The organism is Bradyrhizobium sp. USDA3516 (assembly GCF_057651995.1).
In genome coordinates this window covers 307,568-325,930 of record NZ_JBYGYN010000007.1, presented here as the reverse complement: position 1 = coordinate 325,930, position 18,363 = coordinate 307,568, and the positions used below count along the sequence as shown (strand labels likewise).

Sequence of the window (18,363 nt, the reverse complement as noted above, 5' to 3'; positions counted from 1 at the left end):
CCTGGATCAATGAGCGACGCAGCGAAACCTGATCCCTCGAACGCAGAACTGGTGCTCGAATATGAATTCGACGCGCCGCCGGCAAAGGTCTGGCGCGCAGTCACCATTCCGGCGCTGCGCGAACGCTGGTTGCCGGATTACGACCTTGCCGGTGCCGAGCCGGAATCGGCCATCACGGGCGAAGAGGTGCGCTACCGGCTTCGCGATTCCGAACCGCCGTTTCGCGAAAGCCACGTGATCTTCCGGATCGAGCCGAACGCGGACGGCGGCACCCGCTTTCGCATCATCCAGCAAGCCTGCGACGTCAGCGCAAAGCTGCCGCAAGCCGCCAACAGCAATCGCTGCGTGATGCGCGCGGCGGCTTAAGCCCAAACAGACTTCATCACCTTGAAGATATGGAGGTCGCCGATGCGCGACATGCTTCAGCTCGTCCCTATGGTCGTCGAACAATCCGCCCGCGGCGAGCGATCCTTCGACATCTACTCGCGGCTTTTGCGCGAGCGGATCATCTTCCTCAACGGCGAGGTCAATGACGCGATATCAGGATTGGTCTGCGCGCAATTGCTGTTCCTCGAGGCCGAGAATCCGAACAGGCCGATCAACCTCTACATCAATTCCTACGGTGGCGTGGTTACCTCTGGTCTCGCAATGTACGACACCATGCAGTTCATCAAGGCGCCGGTTCATACGCTATGCATGGGCACCGCGCGTTCGATGGGCTCGTTCCTGCTGATGGCCGGCGAGCCCGGGCACCGCGCCGCCTTGCCCAACGCCAGCCTTCACGTCCATCAGCCACTCGGCGGCTTTCAGGGCCAGGCATCCGACATCCTGATCCACGCCAACGAGATGCAGGAAACCAAGCGGCGCCTCATCCGGCTCTATGCGCGGCATTGCGGGCGCTCCGAGGCGGAGGTGGAGCGGACGCTGGATCGCGATCACTTCATGACCGCGCAGCAAGGGGTCGAATGGGGATTGATCGACCGGGTTTTTGCTGCGCGCGACCCCGCCTGACCGGCCCAACCGTGGCCTTAATACCAGCTTGGTCTTGATCAGGATGCCCGCCTTGCGGCGCGCATCGCGTGAGCAGGAACTTGAGAGGTGAATGGTTTGCAGCAGGACGCAGCCCTCCGATGGGCACGGTCGCTACTGAAATACCTTCATGCTGCCCGACACGTGAGCAACATTGTGTCGGGAGGCTGTCCTGCCCTCGTTTTGAGCAGCCGTGACCACGTTTTAAGCGCGACGTAATAGCGCACTGCATTGCAACACCCTCCAAAGGCGAAAACCCCCGTCTTCATAGTCTGTTAGGCAATCCGCCTGATCTGGCACGGCATTTGATTCTAGGGGTCCGGCTGTGCCCGCGTAGTGAAACTTCTCCCTCGTGGCGAACCAGTCGAGAACGCCCGGGCCACGTCCGGACCGGGCCCAAGCGGGGATAGGACCCATGAAAATTGTTATGGCGATCATCAAGCCATTCAAGCTTGAAGAAGTCCGTGACGCCCTGACCGCCATCGGCGTTCACGGTCTCACGGTGACGGAAGTCAAGGGGTATGGCCGCCAGAAGGGCCATACGGAAATCTATCGCGGCGCCGAATATGCCGTGAGCTTCCTGCCCAAGATCAAGATCGAGGTCGCTGTCGCCTCCGACCAGGTCGACAAGACCATCGACGCCATCACGTCCGCGGCGAAAACCGGACAGATCGGCGACGGCAAGATCTTCGTCATCAACCTCGACCACGCGGTGCGCATCCGTACCGGCGAGGCCGATGCCGCGGCCCTCTGATTTCGCGCTCAACCTTATCCAAGCAGGAGTAAACAATATGACGTTCAAGCGTCCCTATGGCGCGGGACTGGCGGCTCTCGCAGTCGGCCTGTTCGCTGCGACCGCAGCCTACGCCGAGCCAACGGTCAACAAGGGAGACAACGCCTGGATGCTGACATCGACAGTGCTGGTGCTGTTGATGACGATCCCCGGCCTCGCGCTGTTCTACGGCGGCCTGGTCCGTTCCAAGAACATGCTCTCGGTCCTGATGCAGGTGTTCTACAGCGTCTGCGTCGTCACCGTGATCTGGGCCGTGTACGGCTACAGCCTCGCCTTCACCGGCGGCTCCGACTTCATCGGCGGCTTCTCCAAGGCCTTCATGATGGGCGTCACCACCGAGACGAAGGCAGCGACCTTCTCGGTCGACGCCAACATCACGGAGCTCATCTACATGTGCTTCCAGATGACCTTCGCGGCGATCACGCCGGCCCTCATCGTCGGCGCCTTCGCCGAGCGCATGAAGTTCTCGGCCATCGCGCTCTTCATTCCGCTCTGGGTCACGCTGATCTACTTCCCGATCGCGCACATGGTCTGGTACTGGCCCGGCCCGGATCTGATCCAGGACGCGGCCAAGGCGCTCGCTGCAGCGGGTGACGCGGCGGCGAAGACCGCGGCGCAAGCCAAGCTCGACGAGATCAACGCCGACGCCGGCTGGATCTTCAAGATGGGCGCGATCGACTTCGCAGGCGGCACCGTGGTGCACATCAACGCCGGCATCGCAGGCCTCGTCGGCGCTCTCCTGATCGGCAAGCGCGTCGGCTACGGCAAGGAGCTGATGGCTCCGCACTCGCTGACGATGTCGATGATCGGCGCCTCGCTGCTCTGGGTCGGCTGGTTCGGCTTCAACGCCGGCTCCAACCTCGAGGCGAGCGGCGGCGCTGCACTCGCCATGACCAACTCCTTCGTCGCCACCGCGGCCGCTGCGCTGTCGTGGATGTTCGCGGAGTGGATCATCAAGGGCCATCCCTCCGTGCTCGGCGTCATCTCCGGCGCGATCGCGGGTCTCGTGGCGGTCACGCCTGCGGCCGGCTTCGCCGGCGTCATGGGCGCGATCGTCCTCGGCCTCGTGGTCGGCGTGGTCTGCCTGTTCTTCTGCACCGTCGTGAAGAACGCGCTCGGCTACGACGACTCGCTCGACGTGTTCGGCGTACACTGCATCGGCGGCATCGTCGGCGCCATCGGCACCGGCATTCTCGTCAACCCCGCGCTGGGCGGCGCCGGCATCATCGACTACACGGCGATTCCGCCGAAGGTCGCCGATTACGACTTCGCCACGCAGATGCTCGCCCAGATCAAGGCCGTCCTCACCACGCTGGTGTGGTCGGGCGTCGGTTCGGCGATCATCTTCAAGGTCGTCGATGTGATCGTTGGCCTGCGCGCCAATGTCGAGAGCGAGCGTGAAGGCCTCGACATCACCGAGCACACCGAGCGCGCCTACAACATGTAACCCTCTCCTCCCGGGCGCGGTCTCCTAGGGGGCCGCGTCCACAACTACGGTTCGGGCACATACCCGGCAATGCCCTGACCGTTGAGGGGCTCCAGCGCAAGCTGGAGCCCCTTTCTTTTGATGGCTCCGGCTGTACGCGCCGACAGGGGGAGCGCAGACCGTGCATGCACCGCCGCTATCCCCATTATTCCCGCTCTGGACGCGGGCGGCGGCCGATGGTTAATCGCGTCTTAACCTCGCCCTATCTATGGTGGACTGAACCGCTTCCCGCCGGCGCCTTTGGTAGTGACCGGCCGTTCCAAGAGTACTGGCGCCCAACGAATGGCTCTGACCGCTTCATCCCGTGCGCCGCAGGGCGGTAATGGCTCCGATTCCGAACGCTCGCCCTTCGTCCGGCTGAACGAGCTTTTGGCCCCGCATCAGCCGGGCAAGCCCTTGATTTCGCTTGCGGTCGGCGAACCTCAGCACCCCGTGCCCGACTTCGTCGGCCCGGTGCTGGCCAAGCACATCGCCGATTTCGGCCGTTATCCCGCGAACAAGGGTACCGACCCGTTCCGGAACGCCGCCGGGGCCTGGCTGTCGACGCGGTTCAAGCTGCCGCGGCCGCTCGATCCCGAGAGCGAGATTCTCGTCCTCAATGGCAGCCGCGAGGGGCTGTTCCTCGCCGCGATCGCGGCTGCGCGTTATGTCGGCCCGCGTCCGGGCAAGCCCGCAATCCTGATGCCGAACCCGTTCTATCCGGTCTACGGCGCCGGCGCGCTTGCGGCCGCTTGCGAGCCGGTGCATCTGCCGACCACGGTCGAGAACGGCTTCCTGCCCGACCTCGACGCCATCAATGAGGCGACGCTGGCGCGCACGGTGGCGTTCTACCTGGCTTCGCCTGCCAATCCGCAGGGATCGGTCGCGAAGCCCGATTATTTCAAGCGCTTGAAGCAGCTCGCCGACCGCTATGGCTTCGTGATCCTCAGCGACGAGTGCTATTCCGAGATCTACACCCGCGAGGCTCCCGGCAGCGCGCTGGAATGCGCCGGCCCCGACTTCACGCGCGTGGTCGCGTTCCAGTCGCTGTCGAAGCGCTCCAACCTGCCGGGCCTGCGCGTCGGCTTTGCCGCCGGAGACAAGAAGTTCATCGGCATGTTCCTCGAGCTGCGCAACATCGCAGCGCCCCAGGTGCCGGTACCGCTGCAGCATGTGGCGACGGTCGCCTATGGCGACGAGGCGCATGTCGAGGAGAATCGCCGGCTGTACCGGATCAAGTTCGATCTCGCCGACCAGATCATCGGCAACCGTTACGGCTATCGCCGCCCCGATGCCGGCTTCTGCGTCTGGCTCGACACCTCCGAGATCGGCGACGACGTGTCGGTGACGCTCAAGCTGTTCAGGGAAGCCGGCGTGCGCGTGGTACCCGGCAGTTTCCTGGCGCGACAGCAGCCTGACGGATTCAATCCCGGCGCAGGCTATATCCGCCTGGCGCTGGTGCAGGACGGCGAGACCACGGCGCAGGCGCTGCACCGGCTGGTCGAGACTCTGGGTTAGGCGGGCCCATGAGCATGTCGGCAATCGAACGCGTCATTCCTCTGGTCGGCCATCTGCCGCCCTCGATCCGCGAGGGGCTGGCGCGGCGCATGCGCGAGCTCGCCGGTCTCGGCCTGATCGCGCTGGCGGGCATCGCCTCCACGGCGCTGATGACGTGGTCGGTGCAGGATCCCAGTCTCAGCCACGCGACCTCGCGGCCGATCCGCAACATCCTCGGCTATGCCGGCGCGATCGGCGCCGATCTCGCCATGCAGATCCTGGGGCTCGGGGCGATCATGCTGGTGCTGACCGTTGCGGTCTGGGGCTGGCGCATGATGACGCATCGGCCGTTCGATCGCGAGGCGCTGCGGCTCGGCTCCTGGATTCTCTGCACGGTGATCGCGGCAGGCTTCGTCAGTTGCTTTCAGCATGGCGGGGCCTGGCCGCTGCCGACCGGCCTCGGCGGCGTGGTCGGCGATGCGCTGGTGCGCGCCCCCGCGGTGATCTTCGGGCCGGCCGGCACGATCTATCGCATCGTGCTGGGCACGATCCTGTTCGCCGCGATGACAGCGACCTTCCTGATCGCCTGCGGCCTCGGCGCGCGCGAGCAGGACGACGAGCTCGCTGAGGCCGCCGATGACGACAAGCCGCTCGACGAGGACGAGGAGAGCGATCGGGGCTCGGTCTCGCTGGGCTGGCTGTTCCATGCCCTGATGAGCACCAAGGCGCGGCTGATCTGGCTGTGTGGTGCTGCCTACCGCTCGCTGGTCTCGAGCGGGCCGAAGACCAAGGCCGCCCAGTTCAGCCGGCAGGAGCCGAATCTCGGCGGCGGCCGCTCAGCGCCGCCGATCTCGCCGCAGTCTCAAGCCGAGGATTACGAGGACGAGCACGACGACGAATTGGATGACGAGGAGGAGGAAGAGGAGGAGCCCGCCGCGCGCGCCCCGAAGAAGAAGGCCGCGCCGAAGCCCGCTTCCAAGAAATCCTCCGACAAGTTCGATCTTCCCTCCGTCTCCATGCTGGCCGCACCGAAGGCCGGCGATCGCCAGCCGCTCAGCAAGGCCGAGCTGGAGAACAATTCCCGTTCGCTCGAAGGCGTGCTGCAGGATTTCGGCGTCCGCGGCGAGATCGTGAAGGCCAATCCGGGTCCGGTGGTCACGCTGTACGAGCTGGAGCCGGCGCCCGGCATCAAGTCCTCGCGCGTGATCGGGCTCGCCGACGATATCGCCCGCTCGATGAGCGCGCTGTCGGCGCGCGTCGCCGTCGTGCCCGGGCGCAACGCGATCGGCATCGAGCTGCCGAACGCTCATCGCGAGAAAGTCTATTTGCGCGAATTGCTGGTGGCGAAGGAGGCGACCGACACGGTGGCAAAGCTGCCGCTCTGCCTCGGCAAGACCATCGGCGGCGACCCCGTCATCATCGACCTCGCGCGCACGCCGCACATGCTGATTGCCGGTACCACCGGCTCGGGCAAGTCGGTCGCGATCAACACCATGATCCTCAGCCTGGTCTACCGGCTGCGGCCGGACCAGTGCCGCCTGATCATGGTCGATCCGAAGATGCTCGAGCTCTCCGTCTATGACGGCATTCCCCATCTGCTCACGCCCGTCGTGACCGACCCGAAGAAGGCGGTGGTCGCGCTGAAATGGGCCGTGCGCGAGATGGAGGAGCGCTACAAGAACATGGCCAAGCTCGGCGTGCGCAACATCGACGGCTACAACACGCGCCTGCTCGAACTGAAAGCCAAGGGCGAGGAGCCGACGCGCACGGTGCATACCGGTTTCGACAAGGAGACCGGCAAGGCGATCTACGAGGAAGAGAAGCTCTCGCTCGACCCGCTGCCCTACATCGTCATCATCGTCGACGAAATGGCCGACCTGATGATGGTCGCCGGCAAGGACATCGAAGGCGCGGTGCAGCGCCTCGCGCAGATGGCGCGTGCCGCAGGCCTGCACGTGATCCTGGCGACGCAGCGTCCGTCGGTCGACGTCATCACCGGCACCATCAAGGCGAACTTCCCGACCCGCATCGCCTTCCAGGTCACGTCCAAGATCGACAGCCGCACCATTCTGGGCGAGATGGGCGCCGAGCAGCTGCTCGGTCAGGGCGACATGCTCTACATGGCGGGCGGCGGCCGCATCAGCCGCGTGCACGGACCGTTCGCCTCCGACGAGGAAGTCGAGAAGGTGGTGCGTCACCTCAAGACGCAGGGACAGCCGGAATATCTCGAAGCCGTCACCGCCGAAGAGCCGGCCGAGGACGAGGACGGCGCGGTGTTCGACGCGACCGGCATGGGCGGCGATGGCGGCGGCGATCTGTTCCAGCAGGCGGTCGCGATCGTCAAACGCGATCGCAAGGCGTCGACCAGCTACATCCAGCGCCGTCTGCAAATCGGCTACAACCGCGCCGCATCGCTGATGGAGCGCATGGAACTGGAGGGCATCGTCGGTCCCGCCAACCATGCTGGCAAGCGCGAGATTCTGGTCGAGGAAGAAGACAGCCATATGTGAGGCGAGGAGCCTCTGAGCAACATTTCACGCAAATTCGATATCTGCTTTTGCCCGAAATCACGGTAAAAGGGCGCCCAGCCACACAGGACGACGCGTTGATCAGACATCCGGACATTCGATTCGCTGCCACGATCGCCGCGCGAAGCGCGCGCATGGCCGGCGTGCTTCTCGTCACCGCCGCGATGGTGACCGCTGCCTCGTTCGCGCAGACCGTGCCGGTGCCGAAGCCCGCGCCGAAGGGGCGTGACGGCGGCGCGTCCGGCGGCGGGCCGGCCGTCACCGGCGCGACGCAGACGCCGCCCAATCCGGTGATCCCGGATCCGCGGCGCAACGTGCCGAGCAGCATCTTCCAGACCTTCGACGCCAACCAGAAGGCGCAGGCGGCCAAGGTCAGCGCGTACCTGTCGTCGCTGCAGACGTTGGTCGGGAATTTCGTCCAGGTCGGTCCCGACGGTAGCAAGACGCAGGGCGATTTCTACATCCAGAAACCCGGCAAGGTTCGCTTCGAATATGACGCGCCGAGCCCGATCGACATCGTCGCCGACGGATCCTCGCTCGTGGTGCGCGACCGCAAGCTCGCGACCCAGGACGTCTATCCGCTGTCGCAGACGCCGCTGCGCTTTCTGTTGTCCGACCGCATCGATCTGATGAAGGACACCAATGTCGTTGGTGTCTCGGCCGACGACGTCTTCGTCAGCGTCACCATCGAGGAGAAGCAGGCCCTGGTCGGCACCAGCCGCCTGCTGCTGATGTTCGGCGCCAAGGACGGCCAGCTCAAGCAGTGGACCGTCACCGATCCGCAGGGCTACGACACGACGATCGCGGTGTACAATCTGGACTCGAGCAAGAAGCTCGACCCCAACATGTTCAAGATCGATTTCACCAATTACAACACGCCCTCGCGGGGTTGAACGCTTGACGTCCGCTCGGATGACCGTCATGCCCGGGCTTGTCCCGCCTGCGCGGCCGAAGCCGCTTCGGCGAGGCGAAGGCCCGGGCATCCCCGTTTCGGGTCTGACAAAAAGGCGTGGATGGCCGGGTCAAGCCCGGCCATGACGAATGGAGTTTGTTAGACGACTTCCATGCGTCTTTCCCTAACAACCTGGAACATCAATTCGGTGCGCCTGCGCATCGACCTGGTCGCGAAGTTTCTCAAGAGCGCGCGGCCGGAGGTGCTGTGCCTGCAGGAGACCAAGTGCATCGACGATGCCTTTCCGCTGAAGCGCTTCAAGCGGCTCGGCTACGAGCACGTCGCACTGAACGGGCAGAAGGGCTATCACGGCGTCGCCATCGTCTCGAAGATCCCGTTCGAATCGAAGGACGTCCGCACCTTCTGCGACAAGGTGGATTCGCGCCACATCTCGGTGTCGTTCGGGGAAAAGGCGGGCATCGCAAAACCGCTGGTGCTGCATAATTTCTACGTACCCGCGGGCGGCGACATTCCCGATCCCGCGCTGAACGAGAAATTCGATCACAAGCTCCGCTTCCTCGACGAGATGACGGCCTGCGAGCCGCTGCATCCGCGCGGTGAGGACCGCCACATCCTGGTCGGCGATCTCAACGTCGCCCCGCACGAGAACGACGTGTGGTCGCACAAGCAGCTGCTGAAAGTGGTCTCGCACACGCCGATCGAAACCGAGAAGCTGAAGGCGGCGCTCGAAGCCGGCGAATGGGTCGACGTCGCGCGCGATCGCATTCCGATGTCGGAGAAGGTCTATACGTGGTGGAGCTACCGCTCCGCCGACTGGACCGTCGGCGATCGCGGCCGCAGGCTCGACCACATCTGGGTCTCGCGCGCGCTGAAGGATGCAGTCAGCGATTTCAAGATTCTCCGCGATGCGCGCAGCTGGGAGCGCCCGTCGGACCACGTGCCCGTCACGGTGACACTGGAGGTGTAGCTCTGCGGTCATTCCGGGGCGCGGCACTTGGCGCGAGCTATGGTGCGCAATTGCGCACCTGAGAATCCATCGTGCGTCAGCGACAGTGGAGAAGTGAATTCCGGGTTCGCGACTTCGTCGCGCCCCGGAATGACGAGGGTTCAGCTCGTCAGCTTCGCACCCGCCATCAGGATATCACTGGCGATCTGGCTGGAGCGCACCGCGAACTCGTCGCGCAGGCGCACCGCCGCGGCGGGATCGCTTTCGAGCACGCGCTGGAACAGGCTGCGGGCGACGCGGATGACGGAGGAATGCTCCAGCGCGATCGCGCTCGACGGCCGCTTCATCGGCACCACCAGCGCGAGCTCGCCGATCAGCGCGCCGGGGCCGGCGATCATTTCGGCACCGGCGCCGTCCTCGACCCGGAAGGCGCCGCGCTGGACCACGAAGCCGGCATCGGCATCGTCGCCGAGATTGAACAGGACGTCGCCGCGGACGAAGTCACGCTGCTCCGAGCCGATCGCCAGCATGCGCAACGAGGCGTCTCCCAACAGGCGCAGTGTCGGGACACGCTCGAGAAGCGCTACATCATCGTCGATTGACATTCAGGTCCGAGGCTCGAAGGCGTGCGATCTAAAACGATTCGCACGCCATCGAAGCGTATCACGGCACCAGCTTGTAGCCACCGGCTTCCGTGACCAGGATCTCCGGGTTGGCGGCGTCCTTCTCGATCTTCTGGCGGAGGCGGTAGATGTGGGTTTCCAGCGTGTGGGTGGTGACGCCGGAATTATAGCCCCAGACCTCCTGGAGCAGGGTCTCGCGCGACACCGGCATCTGGCCGGCCCGGTAGAGGAAGCGGAGAATCGCGGTTTCCTTCTCGGTGAGGCGGACCTTGCGGGCATTGGCCGCAGTCAGCATCTTCGAGCCGGGACGGAAGGAATAGGGTCCGACCGAGAACACCGCGTCCTCGCTGGCTTCGTGCTGACGGAGCTGGGCGCGGATGCGGGCCAGCAGCACCGCGAAGCGGAAGGGCTTTGCCACATAGTCGTTGGCGCCGGATTCCAGGCCCAGGATCGTGTCGGAATCGGTGTCGTGCCCGGTCAGCATGATGATCGGGGCCTTGAAGCCGCCCTTCCGCAGCGAGCGGACAACCTCGCGGCCGTCTGTGTCGGGCAGACCGACATCCATCAGAACCAGATCGGGGGAATTGGCCTTCGCGGCGCTGGCGCCCTTGGCGCCGGTATCGACCGCAGAGGCTTCGAATTCTTCGTGTAGCGATAATTGCTCCACCAACGTATCGCGCAGATCGGTATCGTCATCCACGATCAGGATCTTGCGGGCATTGGCCATGGGGGGTCATCCTTTTAGGGTCCGGCTCGGCGGCACATCCATGCCGCACCCAGCCGCGAGGGGAAGTTTAAGGTCGTTCGTCATTATTATTGTTGTTCGTGTTGAAGTAGTGGGCTGTTACCGATTCACAAGCCGGAAGCACTCTAACCCAAGATAGCAGGACGTTTGGATGAATGTCCTGTAATGAATTCGACATTGCATATTCACATGAAAAATAAAGCAGCTTCAGTCGGTTACGCCAGGAATCGAGGCGCCGGTCCGCTCTCGGCGATCCGCGTTAAGCCTGCTGCCGGCAATCCGCGCCGGGGCTGGCTGACGGCGGGAGCGCTGACCATTCCGGTTGCGCTGGGGCGAGGCGGCATTCTCGCCAACAAGCGCGAGGGCGATGGCGGCACCCCCAGAGGCAGCTTCCGGCCCAGGCAATTGTGGTGGCGGGGCGACCGGCACAGCCGTCCCCGGACGTTCCTGCCGGCTCGGGTGATCACCGGCGTGGACGCCTGGTGCGAAGATCCGCGGGACCGCCGCTACAATCAGCGCATCCGGCTCGGAGAGGGGCAGGGCGGCGACCGGCTCCAGCGCGCCGACCATCTCTACGACTTCATCATCGAGATCGACCACAACACGCGGCCCCGCATCGCCGGCCGCGGCAGCGCTGTGTTCCTGCACCTCGCCCGTGACAATTTCGGCCCGACCGCCGGCTGCGTCTCCATGACGAAATCCGCGATGCTGCAATTGCTGCGGCGCTTGGGCCCGCGCACGAAGATCATCATCGGGTGAGGGGCACCGCCGTCATCGCGAGGAGCGCCAACGGCAACTACCGATGCCCGAAGATCGCGCTGCCGACGCGCACGTGGGTGGCGCCGAGCATGATCGCGGTCGCGAAATCGGCGCTCATGCCCATCGAGAGATTCGTCAAGCCATTGCGCGCGGCGATCTTGGCGGTGAGCGCAAAGTGCGCGGCGGGCGGCTCGTCGACCGGCGGGATGCACATCAATCCGGAGATCGTCAGCCCGTAGGTGTCGCGGCAGCTTGCAATGAAGGCATCGGCCTCGCCGGGGGCAATCCCGGCCTTCTGCGGCTCCTCGCCGGTGTTGATCTGAACGAACAGCTGCGGGTGCCTGTTCTGGGATTCGATTTCCTTGGCTAACGCCTGGCAAATGCTCGGACGGTCGACCGAATGGATGGCGTCGAACAGCGCGACCGCCTCTTTCGCCTTGTTGGATTGCAGCGGCCCGATCAGATGCAGCGCGATATCGGGGTAAGCAGACGTTAACGCCGGCCACTTGGCTTTGGCCTCCTGCACCCGATTCTCGCCAAATACGCGCTGTCCGGCGGCGATTACCGGGATAATTGCATCCGCCGCGAAGGTCTTGGACACGGCGATCAGCGTGACCGAGGCGCGGTCACGCTGCGCGTCCCTGCAGGCGCGTGCAATTTCGTCTTCGACCGCGGCGAGCGCGTTTGGTGAATGGCCGGTTACCGGCGCGACGTTGGCTTCCGTCATGACGTCTCTTGGTTGTGACCCGAACCCGGGTTAGGTCCAATTTTACCGAGTTCAAGAAACAGTTTTTGAACCCTTCGCTTTACCTTAGCCCGCGGGGTGGGTAGCGAAAATGGCAAGCGTCAGTCTCAACCGCAAGCGCGCGAAACTCAAGCAGGTTCTCGGTATCCGGGCGCGGCTTGCGTTGCTCGCGGTGATTCTCGTGACGCCCTTGATGATCGAGCGCATCCGTTCTCTCGAAGACACGCGCGCGCGGCAAGTTGCGCAGGCCGCGGCTGAATTCACCACGGTGGCGAGGCACAGCGCCGATGCGCAGCGCCAGGTAATCTCGTCGGTCGAGACCATTCTGAAATCGGAAGCCTTCATCCGCGCCTCCGCCGGCGGCATCAGCAAGAGCTGCGACGTGCTGCGCGCGAGCCTGCCGTCGAGCCTGCCCTGGATCCGCACGCTTCTGATCGCCGGCCAGGACGGCCGCATCCAATGCGCCACCAACAACATGTATGTCGGCCTCGATCTCAGTGACCGGCCGTACTTCCAGCAGGCCCAGGAAACCGGCCGCTTCGTGCTGAGCGACTTCATCATGTCGCGGCCGGTGCCTTCGCCGACGGTGATGGCGGTCTATCCGGTCTCCGCCTTCAGCGGCGTGGCTGATGCCGTCGTGCTCGCCACCGTCAATCTCGACTGGATGTCGAAGGTCATGAACAATCTGGGCGGTCGCGCCGGCATCACTGCGGTGCTGGTCGACAGCGCAGGCATCGTGCTGGCGGCCCCGGCCGATCAGCACAGCGCGGTCGGCCGTCCACTCGACAACATGCCCCTGATGTCCGCGATCGCCGACAAGGCGCTGCGCTCCGATCAGGATGAGGGTTCGCTGTCCTTCATCGCCGCCGACGGCTCCCACCGCGCGGTCAGCTATATCCGCATCGCCGGCACCAATGCCCGCCTGATCGCCAGCATCGACGAAGACAAGGTGTCCGCAGCGGTCAGCCGCGACATCCGCACCGCCTATCTGCAGCTCGCCTTCGTGCTCATGTTCGTCCTGCTCGGCGCGCTGATCGCAGCCGAAAAGCTCGTGATTAAGCCGATCGAAATGCTCGCCGACATGGCCAAGCGGCTCGGCGAGGGCGACCTGTCGGCGCGTGCCGCGCGCAATCGCCTGCCCGCCGAGTTCGTGCCGCTGGCCCGCGCGTTCAACGCGATGGCCGCGCAGCTGAGCCAACGCGAGCGCGAGCTGATCGCAAGCAACGACCGCCTGACGGTGATGGCTTCGATCGACATGCTGTCCGGTCTCGCCAACCGCCGCGGCTTCCAGAGCCGGCTGGATTTCGAATGGATGCGCGCGCAGCAATATGGCAGCGAGCTGGCGCTGCTGATGATAGACGTCGACCATTTCAAGCTGTTCAACGACACCTATGGCCATCTCGAAGGCGATTCCTGCCTGACGCGGCTCGGCGAATCGCTTTCCGGCATCGCCGCCGATACGATGGGCTTCGCGGCCCGCTACGGCGGCGAGGAGTTCTGCCTGCTGCTGCCGAACACCGACGTGACGCGCGCCGTCGAGATCGGCGAGCAGGTGCGTTCGACCGTGCTGAGGCTCTGTCTTCCGCACATCACCTCGAACCACATGATCGTTACGGTCTCGATCGGCGTCGCCGCGACCAAGCCGAACGAGACCCTGCGCCCGGGCGATCTGATCGAAGCCGCCGACGCCGCGCTCTACGCCGCCAAGCACCGCGGCCGCAACAACGTCGTCGAGCACGGCGTGCAGACGATCGAGATCGGCGCGGCCGAGATGATGATGCGGGCGAGTGCCTAGTCAGCTATTGCTTCACCTCGCCCGCTTGCGGCATCTGAACTGTGCACTTCCGGACACGACAGATTCCACATCGTCATGCCGGGCTATCGTCTCATCCGAAGCTACCCCGCAGCCCCGGCCCGCTCGAGCTCGATCTCCGTCACCACGCGATTGCGGCCGCCGCCCTTGGCCAGATAGAGCGCGCGGTCGCAGCGTTCGATCAGATCCGTGATCGCCTCGCCGGTCCGGTATTGCGCCACGCCGATCGACACGCTGATGCCGGGCAGGGTCTCTCCGGTCGAACGACGCGTGATCGTGGCTTCGGCAATCGCGCGCCTGATCCGTTCGGCGATCTCGGCGCAGGCGGCGAGATCGGCGTCCGGCAGCACCGCGATCAGCTCCTCGCCACCATAGCGGGCCGGCAGATCCTGCGCGCGAACCTTCTCGCGCAGCACCTTGGCCATCAGGCGCAGCACCTGGTCGCCGACGCCGTGGCCGAAATTGTCGTTGAAGGACTTGAAGTGGTCGATGTCCAGCATCAGCACGCTGAGCGGCTCGCCCCATTCCGCGGTCGTCTGCGCCTTGCGCAGGAATTCGTCGAGGGCACGCCGGTTTGCAAGGCCGGTCAGCGTGTCGGTCCGGGCGCGCTGCTCGGATCGCGACAGCGAATCGCGGATCACGTCGAGTTCGCGGGTCTTTTCCGCAAAGCCTGCCTCCAGCCGCGTCGCCCGCGTCGCCGCCCGCGCCAGCTCGTTCATGAGCTGGGCAACCAGCAGCTTTGGATCGACGCCGGCCTTGCCCTGGTCGGCCACCTGGCTGATGACCTGCATCTGCGAATGATTGTCGGCGATCGCCGTCGCCAGAAACTCCTTCGCCGTCCCCATCAACGCCTGCAGCCGCTCTGAGGTGTCGACCACGACGGCACTCACCTGGGGCGCGACGTAGGTCTCGAACAGATCCTGATTGGTTTGGGCGTCGAAGGGACGATTGTGGTCGATCAGGAGATCGACCGCATTGCGCAGATCGTCATGGCTGCCCGCGAAATACTGGAACCAGACGGCAAAGTTGGCCGGGGTCGGTGCAACCCGCTGTTCGGCCATGCTCCGCATCGCCCGCCCGGCGATGGACGCGGCATAGTCGTAATCGGGATCGTCGAAGCGGGAATCCATCTGCGGTAACGCGACCTTGTCGGGCTGCAACTTGGCATCGACGCCTTAATCACGCCCCAACGCGGACCCTCGTAGTTATGCGGAGGGGGTCGTCAAGGTTCCAGAACGCGGCAACCCATTGACCCCTTAAGGGCTTCTATGGCCTAGTCCGCCGTCTTGAGCCGGCCGAACCACGAAAACCCAACGATTCCATGACCTCCGAACGCTATAACGCCCGCGACGCCGAACCGCGCTGGCAACGCCTCTGGGACGAGCAAGCGATCTTCGTCTCCAAGAACGACGATGCGCGGCCGAAATATTACGTGCTCGAGATGTTCCCCTACCCGTCCGGGCGCATCCATATCGGCCATGTCCGGAATTACACGCTCGGCGACGTGCTGGCCCGCTTCATGCGCGCCAAGGGGTTCAACGTGCTGCATCCGATGGGGTGGGACGCTTTCGGCCTGCCGGCCGAGAACGCCGCGATTGAGCGCAAGGTCGCCCCGAAGGCCTGGACCTACGACAACATCGCCGCGATGAAGAAGCAGCTCCGCTCGATCGGGCTGTCGCTGGACTGGTCCAGGGAGATCGCGACCTGCGATCCCTCCTATTACAAGCACCAGCAGAAGATGTTTCTGGACTTCCTGCGCGCAGGGCTTGCCGAGCGCGAGAAGCGTAAGGTGAACTGGGACCCCGTCGACATGACCGTGCTCGCCAACGAGCAGGTGATCGACGGCCGCGGCTGGCGTTCCGGCGCCGTCGTCGAGCAGCGCGAGATGAACCAGTGGGTCTTCAAGATCACGAAGTACTCGCAGGAGCTGCTGTCGGCGCTCGACGGGCTGGACCGCTGGCCCGACAAGGTGCGGCTGATGCAGCGCAACTGGATCGGCCGCTCGGAGGGCCTGCTGATTCGCTTCGCGCTGGATGCGGCGACGACGCCGGAAGGCGAGAGCGAGCTGAAGATTTTCACGACGCGCCCGGACACGCTGTTCGGCGCCAAGTTCATGGCGATCTCGGCGGATCATCCGCTGGCGCAGGCCGCTGCAGCGAAGAACCCTGAGCTTGCGGCGTTCATCGCCGAGATCAAGAAGATCGGCACCGCGCAGGAGATCATCGACACCGCGGAGAAGCAGGGTTTCGACACCGGCATCCGCGCGGTGCACCCGTTCGATCCCAGCTGGAAGCTGCCGGTCTATGTCGCCAATTTCGTGCTGATGGAATACGGCACCGGCGCCATCTTCGGCTGCCCGGCGCACGATCAGCGCGACCTCGATTTCGTCAACAAATACGCTCTCGGCAACACGCCCGTCGTGTGCCCGGAAGGCCAGGACCCGAACAGCTTCGTCATCACCGACACCGCCTATGACGGCGACGGCCGCATGATCAATTCGCGCTTCCTCGACGGCATGACCATCGAGCAGGCGAAGGAAGAGGTGGCGAAGCGGCTCGAGACTGAGCTGCGTGGCAATGCGCCGGTGGGCGAGCGGCAGGTCAATTTCCGCCTGCGCGACTGGGGCATTTCGCGCCAGCGCTATTGGGGCTGCCCGATTCCCGTCATTCACTGTCCGACGTGCGATGTGGTGCCGGTGCCGGATGCCGACTTGCCCGTCAAGCTGCCCGACGATGCGACCTTCGACAGACCGGGCAACGCACTCGATCATCATCCGACCTGGAAGCACGTCACCTGCCCCAAATGCGGCGGCAAGGCCCAGCGTGAGACCGACACCATGGACACCTTCGTGGATTCGTCCTGGTATTTCGCGCGCTTCACCGATCCCTGGAACGAGGCGTCGCCGACGACGCCTGCGGTCGCCAACCGGATGCTGCCGGTCGACCAATATATCGGCGGCGTCGAGCACGCGATCCTGCATCTGCTCTACAGCCGCTTCTTCACCCGCGCGATGAAGGCAACCGGGCACATCGCGCTGGACGAGCCGTTCGCCGGCATGTTCACGCAAGGCATGGTGGTGCACGAGACCTACCAGAAGGCCGACGGCAGCTATGTGCAGCCGGCCGAGGTGAAGGTCGAGGTCGGCGGCAACGGACGCCGTGCCACGCTGCTGACGACGGGCGAAGACATCGCGATCGGCCCGATCGAGAAGATGTCCAAGTCGAAGAAGAACACGGTCGACCCCGACGACATCATCGAGACCTATGGCGCGGACGTCGCCCGCTGGTTCATGCTGTCGGACTCCCCGCCCGACCGCGACGTGATCTGGAGCGACGAGCGCGTCCAGGGCGCCTCGCGCTTCGTGCAGCGGCTGTGGCGGCTGGTGAACGATGCCGTCGAGCTGGGCAAGGCTGCGCCGGCGGCCCGCCCGGCCAGCTTCGGCCCCGACGCCACGGCGTTACGCAAGGCCGCCCACGGCGCGCTGGACAAGGTCACATCAGGCATCGAACGGTTGCACTTCAACGTTTGCCTGGCCCATATCCGCGAGTTCACCAATGCCTTCTCGGAGGTGCTCCAGCGCCCCGGCCAGCCCGCCCCGGATCTCGCTCCAGATTTGGCTTGGGCGATCCAGGAGGCCAGCCGGATCCTGGTGCAGCTGTTCTCGCCGATGATGCCGCATCTGGCCGAGGAGTGCTGGCAGGTGCTGGGTCAGAAGGGACTGGTTTCGGAGGCCGATTGGCCGCAAATCGAACGCGATTTGCTGGTTGAAGACAGCGTGACCCTGGTGGTGCAGGTCAACGGCAAGAAGCGGGGTGAGGTCACAGTTGCAACAGCGGCCCAGAATCCGGAAATCGAGGCTGCCGTTTTGGCCCTCGATGCGGTAAAGCTGGCCCTGGACGGCAAGCCCGTCCGCAAGGTGATCATCGTCCCCAAGAGGATCGTGAATGTTGTCGGCTAGGATCCGTATCGCAGCCCGCTTGCTGGCAGTCGCCGCATTGGCGGCGATGACGGCCGGCTGCTTCCAGCCGATGTATGCCGAGCGCTCAGACGGCACCCCGGGCCTGCGCGAGAAGCTGATGGGGGTCGAGCTGCCCCCGATCGCCAAGCCCAATGCGTCCCGCGAGGCCCGCGTCGGCGTCGAAATCCGCAACGCGCTGGCCTTCAAGCTTTACGGCACGGCGACGGGCATGCCGCCGACCCACCGGCTCGACATCCGCTTCACCACCAGCCGCTCCTCCCTGATCGTCAGCGCTACGACGGGATTGCCGACCAGCGAAAATCTCGGCATCGACGCCCAGTACAATCTGGTCGAGGTCGCGACCGGCCGGTCGGTGATGACCGGGTCAACCTTCTCGCGCGTGTCCTATGACATGCCGGGGTCCTATCAGCGCTTCTCGCGCACCCGCGCCGTGCGCGATGCCGAAGATCGCGCCGCCAACGAGATCGCCGAGAACATCACAACCCGGCTCGCCTCGTTCTTCACCGCGGGGACCTGATTCATTCCCGT

At 64.7% G+C, this 18,363-nt stretch carries 16 protein-coding genes; 12 read left to right on the top strand and 4 right to left on the bottom strand.

Annotated features, from left to right (window positions below):
• The first annotated feature begins 9 nt into the window (after positions 1-9).
• The 8 genes from AC24YW_RS23285 to AC24YW_RS23250 all read left to right on the top strand — a co-directional run bounded on the left by AC24YW_RS23285 (position 10) and on the right by AC24YW_RS23250 (position 9,192).
• Positions 10-366 (top strand): SRPBCC family protein, encoded by a 357-nt coding sequence (locus AC24YW_RS23285; protein WP_487484882.1) that lies wholly within the window; start codon positions 10-12, stop codon positions 364-366.
• Between the two features lie 42 nt (positions 367-408).
• Positions 409-1,011, top strand: coding sequence for an ATP-dependent Clp protease proteolytic subunit (locus AC24YW_RS23280; protein ID WP_487484881.1), 603 nt, complete (start codon positions 409-411; stop codon positions 1,009-1,011).
• A gap of 433 nt (positions 1,012-1,444) precedes the next feature.
• Positions 1,445-1,783 carry a P-II family nitrogen regulator gene (locus tag AC24YW_RS23275; RefSeq protein ID WP_008142813.1) on the top strand — a complete coding sequence of 113 codons (339 nt, stop codon included), beginning with the start codon at positions 1,445-1,447 and terminating at the stop codon, positions 1,781-1,783.
• 37 nt (positions 1,784-1,820) lie between these two features.
• Positions 1,821-3,269 (top strand): ammonium transporter, encoded by a 1,449-nt coding sequence (locus AC24YW_RS23270; RefSeq protein WP_487484880.1) that lies wholly within the window; start codon positions 1,821-1,823, stop codon positions 3,267-3,269.
• A gap of 321 nt (positions 3,270-3,590) precedes the next feature.
• Positions 3,591-4,805, top strand: coding sequence for an aminotransferase class I/II-fold pyridoxal phosphate-dependent enzyme (locus AC24YW_RS23265; protein WP_487484879.1), 1,215 nt, complete (start codon positions 3,591-3,593; stop codon positions 4,803-4,805).
• Positions 4,806-4,813: 8 nt separating this feature from the next.
• Positions 4,814-7,294 carry a DNA translocase FtsK gene (locus AC24YW_RS23260; RefSeq protein ID WP_487484878.1) on the top strand — a complete coding sequence of 827 codons (2,481 nt, stop codon included), beginning with the start codon at positions 4,814-4,816 and terminating at the stop codon, positions 7,292-7,294.
• A 152-nt stretch (positions 7,295-7,446) separates the two neighbouring features.
• Positions 7,447-8,205: an outer membrane lipoprotein carrier protein LolA gene (locus tag AC24YW_RS23255; protein ID WP_487484877.1), complete on the top strand. Its 759-nt coding sequence runs from the start codon at positions 7,447-7,449 to the stop codon at positions 8,203-8,205.
• Between the two features lie 171 nt (positions 8,206-8,376).
• Positions 8,377-9,192, top strand: coding sequence for an exodeoxyribonuclease III (locus tag AC24YW_RS23250; protein WP_487484876.1), 816 nt, complete (start codon positions 8,377-8,379; stop codon positions 9,190-9,192).
• A gap of 140 nt (positions 9,193-9,332) precedes the next feature.
• Here the strand turns inward: AC24YW_RS23250 and AC24YW_RS23245 are convergent, their stop codons facing one another.
• Together AC24YW_RS23245 and AC24YW_RS23240 are read right to left on the bottom strand one after the other, a co-directional pair.
• On the bottom strand, positions 9,333-9,776 hold the full coding sequence (locus AC24YW_RS23245; protein ID WP_018646009.1) for a cyclic nucleotide-binding domain-containing protein: 444 nt from the start codon (positions 9,774-9,776) through the stop codon (positions 9,333-9,335).
• A 58-nt stretch (positions 9,777-9,834) separates the two neighbouring features.
• The gene (locus tag AC24YW_RS23240; RefSeq protein ID WP_008142830.1) at positions 9,835-10,521 is read right to left on the bottom strand and encodes a response regulator transcription factor; all 687 of its coding nucleotides are present in this window, start codon (positions 10,519-10,521) and stop codon (positions 9,835-9,837) included.
• Between the two features lie 207 nt (positions 10,522-10,728).
• On the opposite strand from AC24YW_RS23240, the gene AC24YW_RS23235 reads away from it, so the two are divergent.
• Complete coding sequence (locus tag AC24YW_RS23235) at positions 10,729-11,298, top strand: L,D-transpeptidase family protein (RefSeq protein WP_487484875.1); 570 nt, start codon at positions 10,729-10,731, stop codon at positions 11,296-11,298.
• 37 nt (positions 11,299-11,335) lie between these two features.
• Here AC24YW_RS23235 and AC24YW_RS23230 read toward each other — a convergent pair whose 3' ends face one another.
• The gene (locus AC24YW_RS23230; RefSeq protein ID WP_487484874.1) at positions 11,336-12,025 is read right to left on the bottom strand and encodes a YggS family pyridoxal phosphate-dependent enzyme; all 690 of its coding nucleotides are present in this window, start codon (positions 12,023-12,025) and stop codon (positions 11,336-11,338) included.
• Between the two features lie 109 nt (positions 12,026-12,134).
• Between AC24YW_RS23230 and AC24YW_RS23225 the strand changes: the two genes are divergently transcribed.
• Positions 12,135-13,838, top strand: coding sequence for a diguanylate cyclase domain-containing protein (locus tag AC24YW_RS23225; RefSeq protein ID WP_487484873.1), 1,704 nt, complete (start codon positions 12,135-12,137; stop codon positions 13,836-13,838).
• 101 nt (positions 13,839-13,939) lie between these two features.
• Here AC24YW_RS23225 and AC24YW_RS23220 read toward each other — a convergent pair whose 3' ends face one another.
• The gene (locus AC24YW_RS23220) at positions 13,940-14,986 is read right to left on the bottom strand and encodes a GGDEF domain-containing protein (protein WP_487484976.1); all 1,047 of its coding nucleotides are present in this window, start codon (positions 14,984-14,986) and stop codon (positions 13,940-13,942) included.
• A 191-nt stretch (positions 14,987-15,177) separates the two neighbouring features.
• Here AC24YW_RS23220 and leuS point away from each other — a divergent pair, with 191 nt between their 5' ends.
• Complete coding sequence (gene leuS, locus AC24YW_RS23215) at positions 15,178-17,814, top strand: leucine--tRNA ligase (RefSeq protein WP_487484872.1); 2,637 nt, start codon at positions 15,178-15,180, stop codon at positions 17,812-17,814.
• Complete coding sequence (lptE, locus tag AC24YW_RS23210) at positions 17,801-18,352, top strand: LPS assembly lipoprotein LptE (protein WP_487484871.1); 552 nt, start codon at positions 17,801-17,803, stop codon at positions 18,350-18,352. The genes leuS and lptE overlap by 14 nt, the downstream gene beginning before the upstream one ends.
• The last annotated feature ends 11 nt before the right edge of the window (positions 18,353-18,363 follow it).